Source organism: Pseudomonas sp. Xaverov 83 (genome assembly GCF_019352905.1).
Taxonomy (GTDB): Bacteria; Pseudomonadota; Gammaproteobacteria; order Pseudomonadales; family Pseudomonadaceae; genus Aquipseudomonas; species Aquipseudomonas yamanorum.
The window spans coordinates 1-11,758 of sequence record NZ_JAAAFU010000097.1 but is presented as its reverse complement, the minus strand read 5'-3'; the positions used below and the strand labels follow the sequence as shown (position 1 = coordinate 11,758).

The window sequence follows — 11,758 nt, the reverse complement described above, 5'->3', positions numbered from 1 at the left end:
TCACGTCATCATGTACACATCCATTTTCCCAACCGTGCGCAACACCACGATATTCGCCTTATTGCTCGGCGCCGGCAACTGCATGGCCGCCACCGATATTCTCCAGGTGGTCGACAGTACCGTCGAACCCCTGATGCAGCAACAGGACATCGCCGGCCTGTCGGTCGCGGTGATACAGAACGGCAAGGCGCAATACTTTAACTACGGCGTCGCCAACAAGGAGAGCAAGCAGCCCGTCACCGAAAACACCCTGTTTGAAATCGGCTCGGTGAGCAAGACCTTCACCGCCACCCTCGCCGGCTATGCCCTGGCCAACGGCAAGCTGAAACTGTCAGACCCGGCCAGCCAATACCTGCCGGCATTGCGCGGCGACAAGTTTGACCACATCAGCCTGCTCAACCTCGGCACCTATACTGCGGGTGGCTTGCCGCTGCAATTCCCCGAAGAGTCCGATAACACCGGCAAGATGATCAGCTATTACCAGCACTGGAAACCGGATTTCGCCCCCGGCACCCAACGCCTCTACTCCAACCCGAGTATCGGCCTGTTCGGCCACCTGGCAGCGCAAAGCCTCGGCCAGCCGTTTAACCGTTTGATGGAGCAGACCCTGCTGCCGAAACTCGGCCTAAAGCACACCTTTATCACCGTGCCCAAGGCGCAAATGAACCTGTACGCCCAAGGTTACGACAAGGCCGGCAAACCAGTGCGCGTCGGCCCTGGCGCCCTCGACGCCGAAGCCTACGGCATCAAGACCAGCACTTCGGACCTGATTCAGTACGTTGAAGTGAACATGCACCCGGCGAAGCTGGAAAAGCCCCTGCAACAGGCGATTGCCGCGACCCATACCGGGTACTACACGGTGGATGGCATGACCCAGGGCCTCGGCTGGGAGATGTACCCCTACCCGATCACGCTGGATGCATTGACTGACGGCAACTCGGCGCAAATGGCCTTCCAGCCCCACAAGGTCAGTTGGCTGACACCACCGCAAGCGCCCCATATCGACACGCTGGTGAACAAGACTGGCGCCACCGGTGGCTTTGGCGCCTACGTCGCTTACGTACCGAGCAAAGGCCTGGGAGTGGTGATCCTGGCGAACAAAAACTACCCGAATGCCGAACGGGTGAAAGTGGCCCATGCGATCCTGAGTGCGATGGATAAATAAGTCCCTGCACACATCAAATGTGGGAGCGGGCTTGCCCGCGATGGCGGTGTATCAGTCGGCACCTATGCTGGCTGACACTCCCTCATCGCAGGTAAGCCCGCTCCCACAGTGTTTTGTGGCGTGATTTGAGTTGTGCTTACATCCCCAACCAGTGCGGCAAGGCCAGGGAGATGAACGGCAGGTAGGTCACCATGATCAGGAACACCAGCAAAATCATCAGCCACGGCAACGCCGCGCGGATGGTCTGCCCCAGCGTCAGCCCGGTCACCGCCGAGGTCACAAACAGGTTCAGCCCCACCGGTGGATGCACCAGGCCAATCTCCATGTTGACCACCATCACAATCCCCAGGTGAATCGGGTCGATCCCCAGCTTCATCGCGATCGGGAAGAAGATCGGCGCCAGGATCAGCACGATCGCCGACGGCTCCATAAAGCTGCCCGCCACCAGCAACACCACGTTGACCATGATCAGGAAACCAATCGGCGTCAGGCCTTCGGAGATCACCCATGCGGTGATTTCCTGGGGGATTTGCTCCGTGGTCAGCACATGAGCAAAAAGCATGGCGTTGGCGATGATAAACATCAGCATGATCGCCAGGCGCCCGGACTCCAGCAGCACCTTGGGGCAATCCTTGATCTTCATGTCCTTGTAGACGAACAGCGCGACAAACGCCGAGTACACCGCCGCCACTGCCGCCGCTTCGGTCGGGGTGAACATGCCGCTGTAGATGCCGCCAAGGATGATCACCAATAGCAACAAGCCCCAGAACGCACGGCGGGCGCAGGTCAGCCACTCGCGAAAGGTCGCCCGTGGCTGGGCCGGCAGCTTCTTGATGCGCGCGACGATGTAGATCGCGACCATCAACATCAAGCCCAGCAGCAGGCCCGGAATCACCCCGGCCATAAACAGCTTGCCCACTGAGGTTTCAGTCGCCGCCGAGTACACCACCATCACGATCGACGGCGGAATCAGGATGCCCAGGGTGCCGGCGTTGCAGATGATCCCGGCGCCGAATTCCTTCGGATAACCCGAGCGCACCATGCCCGCCACGGCAATCGACCCCACCGCCGCCACCGTCGCCGGCGATGAGCCCGACAGCGCGGCAAACAGCATGCACGCCAACACCGCCGCAATCGCCAGCCCGCCACGGATATGCCCGACGCAGGCGTTGGCAAAGTCGATCAGCCGTTGCGCCACGCCGCCGGTGGTCATGAACGCACCCGACAACAGGAAGAACGGAATCGCCAGGAAGGTGTAGGCGTCCGAGGTTTCAAACAGCTTGATTGCCAGGGAACTCACCGAGTCCGGGCTGAACATCAGGATCGACACCGCGCCCGACAAACCCAGGGAGATCGCGATGGGCACACCGAGGAACATGAACACGAACAGCAGCAAAAACAGACACAGAACGGCCATCAGTGACGCTCCTCATGGCTGCCGGCCAACTTGCTGGCTTCACCGGCTTCGTCGGCCAGGCCCAGCCCGGTTTGGCGGTGGGTGAAGATGCGGTAGAAGATTTCCAGGTAGCGGATGAACACCAGGGCAAAGCCGATGGGCACGATCACCACGATGTCGTCGACATCGATGCCGAACTTGTCGAGGTCTTCGGCGCCGATGTGCGCCGTCGTCACCGCGCTCAGCCACTTGTAGCTGGCGACCATGAACAACCCGGCGTACGCCAGGCAGCACAGGCAGGCGAGCATGCCCAGCAGGCGCTGCACCCGGCGCGGCGTCAGCTTGACCAGGGCGTCGACGCCCAAGTGGCCGGCGGTGCGCACGCCGTAGGAGATGCCGAAGAAAATCAGCCAGCCGAACATGGCCTTGGTCAGCGCCACGCTCCAGGTCATGTCCTGGGCCCAGCCCATGGTGTGATCACCCAGGGCATTGAAGAAACCGCTGCTCCACGCCCACTTATCAGCGAGGGCAAAGAACAGGGTGTAGATGTTGTTGAGCATGACGTAGACAAAAGTCACCAGGGTCATGGCGGCCAGCAGGATGGCGATAAAGCCTTCCTCCAGGTGCTCCCAGACGCGCCTTAGCGTTTGCATGGCAAAACCTCGCGAAACTGGACGGGGATATTCACGACAAGTCACTGACGAAACCGGATCAATGTGGGAGCTGGCTTGCCTGCGATGCGGGCAACTCGGTCTTTCAGGAAGACCGAGGTGATGCCATCGCGGGCAAGCCCGCTCCCACAGGAGTCGGGTTTGTTTCAGCAACCAATTACTGGTTCGACGCGTCGGCCGCCTTGATCAGGTCGGCACCGATTTCACCTTCGAACTTCTGCCACACCGGGCGCATGGCTTCGCGCCACAGCTGGCGTTGCTCGGGGGTCAGTTCGATGATTTCGCTGGTCTTGGCGTCGATGATCTTCTGCTTGGCCGACTGGTTCAGCGCTTCGGCCTGCTTGTTCACCTCGACGGTGACTTCAACCATGATCTGGTCGAGGGTGGTGCGCACATCCGGCGGCAGGCCGTTCCAGAACTTGGCGTTGGTGATCACCATGTAGTCGATCAGGCCATGGTTGGACTCGGTGAAGTACTTCTGCACTTCGTTGACCTTCTGGCTTTCATAGTTCGACCAGGTGTTCTCGGTGCCGTTGACGGTGCCGGTCTGCAAGCCCTGGTACACCTCGGCGAAGCTCATCTTGCGCGGGTTGGCGCGGATCGCCTTGAACTGCTCTTCCAGCACGCTGGAGGCCTGCACGCGGAACTTCAGGCCACGGGCATCCTTGGGCTCACGCAATGCCTTGTTCGCCGACAACTGCTTGAGGCCGTTGTGCCAATAGGCCAGGCCGAGGATGTTCTTGTCTTGCATGGAGGTCAGCAACGCCTTGCCCTGGGCGGCCTGGAAGCGGTCGACTGCCGCCAGGTCGTTGAACAGGAACGGCAGGTCGTAGATCTGTACTTGCTTGGTGTACTGCTCAAACTTGGCCAGGGATGGCGCCAGCATCTGCACGTCGCCCAGCAGCAGCGCTTCCATTTCCTTGCCGTCGCCGAACAGTGAAGAGTTCGGGTACACCTCGACTTTCACCCGACCGGGCAGGCGCTCTTCAGCGAGCTTCTTGAACAGCAACGCGCCCTGGCCTTTCGGGGTGTTTTCCGCGACGACGTGGGCGAACTTGATCACGATGGGGTCGGCCGCCTGGGCCAGGCCCGCGGCAAACAAGGTGGCGGCGCAGAACAGCGCCCGAGAAAGCTTGAGCATGGAAAATCACCTTCTTATTGTTGTGTTATAGGGCAAGGTGCCTGATGTCACGCGTATAGAGAATTTCGAATTTTAGATACCTGCGTTCGGCGTGGACGAACGCCGACTTCACAAACAACGGAGATCCAATGTGGGAGCTGGCTTGCCTGCGATGGCGGCGTGTCAGGCAACACATCCTTGGCTGAACCACCGCTATCGCAGGCAAGCCAGCTCCCACACTTTAGAGTTGTGCGGCCAGCAATCTTTGCGCCCGCAGCAACACCGGTGCATCCACCATTTGCCCATCCAGTTGATAGGCCCCGGCCCCATGTGCACCGGCTTCCACCACCCGTTTGGCCCACGCCAAATCTTCGGCGCTGGGGGCCAACGCCTGGTGAATCACCGCCACTTGCCTGGGATGGATACACAGCGCGCCGGCAAAGCCCATTTCATAGGCATGCCGAATCGCGCGGCGCAGGCCTTCGGGGTCGTCGATGGCCGGGTGCACGCCGTCCAGTGGCGCCACCAGCCCGGCGGCGCGGGAATGCACGATCAAGGCAAGGCGGGCCTGGTCCAGGGCAAATTGCGCGGCCGGGGAGCCGCTGCTCAGGTTCAAGTCCAGCGCCAGGTCCAGGCCGCCGAATGACAAGCGCTCCACCAACGGTGCATGGGCGATTTCCGCCACCGCCAGCAAGCCCCGCGCACTCTCGATGATCGGCCAGATGGCCTTGCCCGTTGCCGCCACTACGGCCACCTGGGCCGCGCTTTCAACCTTGGGCAGCAACACCCCCGCCACCCCGGCGTGGGCCTGACAGAACGCTACATCGGCAAAATGCTCGGGGTGCTCCGGCGCATTGATCCGCACCCACACCCGCGCATCCGGCGTCGCCTGCAAAAACGCCCCGAGGTTGTCCCGAGCCTGACGCTTGAGCGGCTCTTCCACCGCGTCTTCAAAATCCACAATCACCGCATCGGCACCACTGGCCAAGGCCTTGGTAAAACGTTCCGGGCGGCTGCCTGGTACAAACAGCGCAGAGCGCACAAGAGAAGTTGGCATCGCTCAATTCCTTATCAGATAACGCCGCGTGCACGCAGGCTGTCGATGGCTTCAGCGGAGTAACCCAACTGGTCGAGAATCCCCTGGCTGTGCTGCCCCAGTCCCGGCACCGCGTCCATGCGCGGGGTAAACGCCGCATTGCGTGCCGGTGGCAGCAACGACGGCAACTTGCCCGCCGGGCTGTCGACTTCGCGCCAACTGTCGCGGGCCTTCAGTTGCGGGTGGTCCCACACGCCTTGCATATCGTTGACCCGGGCGCTGGCGATTTGCGCGTCTTCCAGGCGCTGGATCACGGCTTCGGCACTCATCTGCGTGAAGCGGTCGACGATGATCTGACGCAGCACGTCGCGGTTTTCCGAGCGCTTGAAGTTGGCCGAGAAACGCTCGTCGGTGGCCAGCTCCGGCGTGAGCAGCACCTTGTCGCAGAACGCCGCCCATTCCCGTTCGTTCTGCAAACCGAGCATCACCGTGCCGCCGTCGCCGGTGGGAAACGGCCCATAGGGGTAGATCGTCGAATGCGCCGCACCCGCGCGCGGTGGCTGGGGCGCGCCGTCGAAGGCGTAATACATCGGGTAGCCCATCCACTCCACCAGGCTTTCCAGCATGCTGACGTCGATGCGACTGCCCTGCCCGGTTTTGCCCCGCAGCAGCAGCGCCGAGAGGATGCCGCTGTAGGCGTACATCCCGGCGGAAATATCGGCGATGGAGCAGCCGGCCTTGGCCATCTGGTCCTCACCCGGGCCGCCGGTGACCGAGAGGAAGCCGCCTTCACTCTGGATCAGCAGGTCGTAGGCTTTCTTTTTCTCGTAAGGTCCGCCTTCGCCATAGCCAGAGATGTCGCAGACGATCAGCCGCGGGAAGCGCTCATGCAGCGCCTCAAATGACAGGCCCATGCGCGCTGCAGCGCCCGGTGCCAGGTTCTGCACCAGCACGTCGGCGTCGGCCAGCAGGGTTTCCAGGATGTCCCCGGCATCATCGTGTTTGAGGTCCAGGGTCAGGCTTTCCTTGGAGCGGTTGGTCCACACGAAATGCGACGCCAGGCCGCGCACGCGCTCATCGTAGCCTCGGGCAAAGTCACCGGCGCCCGGGCGTTCGATCTTGATCACGCGGGCGCCCAGGTCGGCCAACTGACGGGTGCAGAACGGTGCGGCAATCGCGTGTTCCAGGCTGACGACGGTGATGCCGTCCAACGGTCGTTGATTAGCAGTCATGACGATTCCTTAAAGCCAGTGAGCCAGGGACGTGGCGTTGCGCAGATCCCAGACTTTTTCGATCAGCCCGGTGGTTTGCGCGGGCGTGCGGGCGCCGCTGAATTGGGTCAGGCGCTGGAATTTGTCGGCCAACTCGGCACGGTTCAGGGTGTTGCCGGGATCGCCCTTGGGTTCGTCGATGGCGCCGTGCAAGGTGCGGCCATCGACGGTGGTCACGATGACCCGGCCCAGCCAGCGCTGCGGATAGGCACCGTCGACTTCGGCGTCGAGGGTCATGGAGACCTTGTCGCGAAACGCCGCCACGTCCCCGTCGCTCAGCGCCAGCTCGTGAAACTCGGTCAGCCCGGCCTTGCCATGCACGGCAATCAACCCCAGCACGGTGCCCATGGAAAACTTGGCCTGGTGCACGGTCTGCGGCAGCGTCACCCGGCCCAATACGTCGATGGCGCCTTGGTGAACGCGGGTTTCCACGCGGGTGATGTGCTCATGGCTGATGCCCTCGCGCTGCATCAGGTCCAGCAACGCATCGGCGGCTGGATGGGTGTGGCGGCACGAGGCGTGAAACTTGAACGAGGTTTCCAGCAACGCCCAGCGACTGCCGAGGCGATCCGACAGTTTGCCGGGGTCTGCGTCGGTGGACATGCCCGCCGCCATCCCCTGATCACCTTCCAGAATATTGCGCGCACCGGTCAGCCCGTCCGCCGTCAAATACGCGGCCAACAAACCATCGGCGGCCGCCTTGGCGGTGTGCAGTTGCTTGGAGTCGGCGGCATCCCGCAGGAACTCCCAAAGACCGGCCGCCTGGGTGCCGGCACTGCCCAGCAGGTTGATAAACTGCTCTTGATTGAAGTCGAGCAATTTACCCACCGCGACAGCCGCCGCGAGGGTGCCGACGGTGGCCGTGGTGTGGAAGATCCGGTAGTGGGAACGGCCCATGAATTCACCGATGCGAATCCCGGCCTCGTAACCGGCCACCGAGGCCAACAGCAGTTCGCTACCGGACTTGCCGAGGTCTTGCGCTGCGGCAAATGCAGCAGGAAACACCACGGTCGCCGGGTGCAAGACGGAGCTGTTGTGCAGGTCGTCCTGCTCCACCAGGTGCGACGACGCACCGTTCACCAGTGCGGCAAAATACGCACTGCTGCTGCCCCCGTTAACGATGATCTGCGCCGGGCCATTGGCCGGGCCCATCCTGCGGGCATAACGCTCGAACAGCGGAATCGGATGCGCGCCTTGGCTGGCCAGCGCCGAAGCGAGCCAATCGAGGAACAGGTCTTCGGTGCGGGCGAGTACGTCGTCCGGCAACTGCTCGTAATTCAACTCGGCGAGGAACCGGCACAGCGCTTGGGTATGGCTCATAGTCGGGCCCTCAGAAGCTGCGTGGCAGTTCGAGCAAATGCTCGGCCACGTAGGACAGGATCAGGTTGGTAGAAATCGGCGCGACCTGATACAGGCGGGTCTCGCGGAACTTGCGCTCCACGTCGTATTCACAGGCAAACCCGAAGCCGCCGTGGGTTTGCAGGCAGGCGTTGGCGGCTTCCCAGGACGCCTTGGCCGCCAGGTACTTGGCCATGTTCGCGCTGGCCCCGGCGTTGGCGCCGCTGTCGTATTCCTCACAGGCACGCCAGCGCATCAAGTCGGCCGCTTCGATCTCGATATGCGCTTCGGCAATCGGGAACTGCACGCCCTGGTTCTGCCCGATGGGCCGGCCAAACACCACGCGGTCACGGGCATAGGCGCTGGCTTTCTCGATAAACCAGCGGCCGTCGCCAATGCATTCGGCGGCAATCAGGGTGCGCTCGGCATTCAGGCCATCGAGGATGTAGCGGAAACCCTTGCCCTCCTCGCCAATCAGGCTGTCGAGGGGCAATTCCAGGTTGTCGAAGAACAGCTCGTTAGTCTCATGGTTGACCATGTTGGCAATCGGCTGCACGGTCAGGCCGTTGCCAATGGCTTCCCGCAGGTCCACCAGGAAGATCGACATGCCTTCGGATTTTTTCTTCACCTCCGCCAGCGGCGTGGTGCGGGCCAGCAGGATCATCAGGTCGGAGTGCTGCACCCGCGAGATCCAGACTTTCTGGCCGTTGATCACGTACTTGTCGCCGCGCTTGACGGCGGTGGTCTTGATCTTGGTGGTGTCAGTGCCGGTGGTGGGCTCGGTCACGGCCATCGACTGCAGACGCAGTTCGCCGCTGGCGAGCTTGGGCAGGTAGAAGCTTTTCTGCGCTTCGCTGCCGTGGCGCAGCAAGGTGAACATGTTGTACATCTGGCCATGGACGGTGCCGGAGTTGCCGCCACAGCGGTTCACTTCCTCAAGAATCACCGAGGCTTCCGCCAACCCGAGGCCGGAGCCGCCGTAGGCTTCGGGGATCATTGCCGACAGCCAGCCGGCGTCGGTCAAGGCTTTGACGAAGGCTTCCGGAAAGCTCTTTTCTTCATCGACCTTGCGCCAGTAGGCAGCGTCGAATTCGACGCACAGTGCGCGGACGCCTTCGCGGATGGCATTCAGTTCTTCGTTGTCATTCGGGTTCATTAACGGCTCTCCGCCTGTTGTTTTTGGAGGTTTATTCGAAATGCAGCTCGGCGCGCTGGGCCAGGCCGTCAGCGTTGCCCGCCCACAGTTCGCCCACGCCCGGCGCAGTGATGCGCCCGCCGACTTCAAAGGGCTGCGGGGCAATCAATGGCCGCACGCCGCGATAGGAAAAACGGCGCAACGTGGCCCCAGGGTTCGCCCGACAAAACGCGCGCAGGCTCAAGGTGGCGATCAGCGGACCGTGCACCACCAGCCCCGAATAACCCTCGGTGCCGGTGACATAGGGATAGTCGTAGTGGATGCGGTGGCCGTTGAAGGTCACGGCGCTGTAGCGGAACAGCAGGGTTGGCGTCGGGTCGACCGCTTCGCGCCAGTCACCTTCGGGTAATACGTCACCGCTGCCCTGCTTGGGCGGCGTGGGTTCGCGATAGACGATGTCCTGTTCCTCGCGGATGGCCAGGCGGCCGTCCTGGGAGTAGTCATGGCGCACGGTGACGAACAGCAGCGAGCCGGTGCGGCCGGTTTTTTCTTCCACTTGGGTGATGGTCGAGACACGGGTGGCTGCCTCACCGGCACGCAACCCATGGAAGAACTCGATGCGTCCACCGGCCCACATGCGGTTGCGGTTATCCGCCGGCGGCAGGAACCCGCCACGGGCCGGGTGGCCGTCACCGCCCAGGGCGGATTCGGGCAGCGGGTCCTGGAAAAAGCCCCATTGCCACAAGGGCGGAACCGCCTCGCCATCTGCCGGTACCGCTTCGCCGAAGGTCGCGGCGATGCGTTTGAGCAGGTTGTGGCTCAAGTGGTCGTGGGCTGTTTCGCTACGGCCGATCCAGTCTGTGGCGCTCATCAGGTGCATGTCCTCGGGCAGGGAGTCTGAGCCGGATCATGCTGGGCCTTGGCCGTTCTGAGAATTTGCATTTCAATAAAGCAGCGTTCGGCTATGCTGAACGCCATCGCCCATAAAAAGATCTCAAGAACCCGGATGATCAATGTGGGAGCTGGCTTGCCTGCTCCCACATGGGTTCTTCGTCGCTGCCCCGGAGCCTTGCATGCACTTTGATCTGGCTGACTTACGCCTGTTTATCCATATCGCCGAATCCCCCAGCCTGACCCAGGGCGCCAAGCGCGCGTTCCTTTCGCCGGCCGCCGCCAGTGCGCGGATAAAGGCCCTGGAGGGCCAACTCGACACCCGCCTGTTGTACCGCGACAGCCGTGGTGTGGAAATTACCCCGGCGGGCGAACGGCTGCTGCACCATGCGCGGCTGATCATGCGCCAGGTGGATTACCTGAAAAGCGAGTTCACCCAATACGGCATCGACTCGGCCGGGCATATCCGCATTTTTGCCAACACCACCGCCGTGACCGAATTTCTCCCGGAGGTGCTGGCCGGCTTCCTGTCCCAGCGCCCCGGCGTGACGGTGGACCTGCAGGAGCGGCTGTCGCGGGATATCGTGCGGGGCGTGCTGGATGGCACCAGCGACATGGGCATCATCGCCGGGCCTGTGGAAGCGTCGGGTTTGCAGGTGCTGCACTTCAGCACCGACCACCTGGTGCTGACGGTACCGGTGGGGCATCCGCTGGCGGGCCTGCCTTCGGTGACGCTGGAGCAAACCCTGGCTTATCAACATATCGGCTTGCATGACGGCAGCACGTTGCTGAGTTTCCTGCGTGAGCATGTGGAGCGGCTGGGCAAGCACTTGTCGTTGCGCATTCAAATGTCGAGCTTCGAGGCGATCTGCCGGATGGTTGAGGCGGGCGTGGGGATCGGCATCATTCCCGAGTCGGCCGCCGTGCGGCACAGCCGGACCATGCAACTGGTGACGGTGAAGCTGGATGAAGTTTGGGCAGTGCGCGAGCGCAGTATTCTGGTGCGGGAACTGGAGGCGTTGCCGGGGACGATTCGGGCGTTGATCGCGACCTTGATGCCCGAGATGGAACCGCCCCGGCTGCCGGGCGCCTAAGCTAACGTTGCTCTTTTGCGAAGGAGATCTGGTCATGCAGCTTGAAGGTTCCTGCCATTGCGGCGCGGTTTCGTTCAGTCTTGAGAGTGCGCATCCCTACCCTTATCAGCGGTGTTATTGCTCGATTTGTCGCAAGACCCAGGGGGGTGGCGGGTATGCGATCAACCTTGGGGGGGATGCCAGGAGCCTCAAGGTGCGGGGGCGCAAGTTGATTTCGATTTATCACGCGCGGATGAAAGGGCCGGGGGATAGCCGGGCGCATGCGAGTACGGCTGAGCGGCATTTTTGTTCGCAGTGTGGGTCGGGGTTGTGGTTGTTCAGTCCGCAGTGGCCGGAGTTGATTCATCCGTTTGCTTCGGCGATTGATACGCCGTTGCCGGTGCCGCCGGAGCATACGCATCTGATGCTGGGGTCGAAGGCGCCGTGGGTTGAGGTGAGTGTTCGCGCGGGGGACCTGGAGTTTGAGGAGTATCCAGAGGAGTCGATTGCCGAGTGGCATGAGCGGTTGGGGCTGGGTTGATTGATTAAGTGAGTGAGTGAGTGAATATCCGTTATTTGGGTGATGGCTGAGATTGGTTCCGCTCTTACAGCGGCTCACTTTTGAAAAGCGCAAAAGTAAGCAAAACGCTCTTGCCCCACCA

11 protein-coding genes are annotated in these 11,758 nt (G+C 62.1%); 3 read left to right on the top strand and 8 right to left on the bottom strand.

Going from position 1 to position 11,758, the window contains the following annotated elements; translation table 11 throughout:
• Positions 1–10 precede the first annotated feature (10 nt).
• Entirely contained in the window at positions 11–1,165 is a 1,155-nt protein-coding gene (gene ampC / locus K0H47_RS30160) for a class C beta-lactamase (protein ID WP_219274138.1), read from the top strand.
• Positions 1,166–1,301: 136 nt separating this feature from the next.
• Here the strand turns inward: ampC and dctM are convergent, their stop codons facing one another.
• From dctM to K0H47_RS30120, 8 genes are all read right to left on the bottom strand, one after another.
• Positions 1,302–2,582, bottom strand: a complete 1,281-nt coding sequence (gene dctM / locus K0H47_RS30155) for a C4-dicarboxylate TRAP transporter large permease protein DctM (RefSeq protein WP_010169752.1) — start codon at positions 2,580–2,582, stop codon at positions 1,302–1,304.
• The gene (locus K0H47_RS30150; protein WP_003215060.1) at positions 2,582–3,214 is read right to left on the bottom strand and encodes a TRAP transporter small permease; all 633 of its coding nucleotides are present in this window, start codon (positions 3,212–3,214) and stop codon (positions 2,582–2,584) included. Before K0H47_RS30150 ends, dctM begins: the two co-directional genes overlap by 1 nt.
• Positions 3,215–3,389: 175 nt before the next feature.
• The gene (dctP, locus tag K0H47_RS30145) at positions 3,390–4,373 is read right to left on the bottom strand and encodes a C4-dicarboxylate TRAP substrate-binding protein DctP (protein WP_017475173.1); all 984 of its coding nucleotides are present in this window, start codon (positions 4,371–4,373) and stop codon (positions 3,390–3,392) included.
• Between the two features lie 220 nt (positions 4,374–4,593).
• Positions 4,594–5,409 (bottom strand): CoA ester lyase, encoded by an 816-nt coding sequence (locus K0H47_RS30140; protein ID WP_219274137.1) that lies wholly within the window; start codon positions 5,407–5,409, stop codon positions 4,594–4,596.
• A gap of 14 nt (positions 5,410–5,423) precedes the next feature.
• Positions 5,424–6,620: a CaiB/BaiF CoA-transferase family protein gene (locus K0H47_RS30135; RefSeq protein ID WP_219274136.1), complete on the bottom strand. Its 1,197-nt coding sequence runs from the start codon at positions 6,618–6,620 to the stop codon at positions 5,424–5,426.
• Between the two features lie 9 nt (positions 6,621–6,629).
• Positions 6,630–7,979, bottom strand: a complete 1,350-nt coding sequence (locus K0H47_RS30130; RefSeq protein ID WP_219274135.1) for an MmgE/PrpD family protein — start codon at positions 7,977–7,979, stop codon at positions 6,630–6,632.
• Positions 7,980–7,989: 10 nt separating this feature from the next.
• Entirely contained in the window at positions 7,990–9,153 is a 1,164-nt protein-coding gene (locus K0H47_RS30125; protein WP_219274134.1) for an acyl-CoA dehydrogenase family protein, read from the bottom strand.
• 31 nt (positions 9,154–9,184) lie between these two features.
• Positions 9,185–10,003 (bottom strand): MaoC family dehydratase N-terminal domain-containing protein, encoded by an 819-nt coding sequence (locus K0H47_RS30120; RefSeq protein ID WP_219274133.1) that lies wholly within the window; start codon positions 10,001–10,003, stop codon positions 9,185–9,187.
• A gap of 202 nt (positions 10,004–10,205) precedes the next feature.
• Here K0H47_RS30120 and K0H47_RS30115 point away from each other — a divergent pair, with 202 nt between their 5' ends.
• Both K0H47_RS30115 and K0H47_RS30110 read left to right on the top strand, forming a co-directional pair.
• Entirely contained in the window at positions 10,206–11,117 is a 912-nt protein-coding gene (locus K0H47_RS30115) for a LysR family transcriptional regulator (protein WP_008436234.1), read from the top strand.
• Between the two features lie 34 nt (positions 11,118–11,151).
• Positions 11,152–11,637 carry a GFA family protein gene (locus K0H47_RS30110; protein ID WP_177009473.1) on the top strand — a complete coding sequence of 162 codons (486 nt, stop codon included), beginning with the start codon at positions 11,152–11,154 and terminating at the stop codon, positions 11,635–11,637.
• Positions 11,638–11,758: the final 121 nt, after the last annotated feature.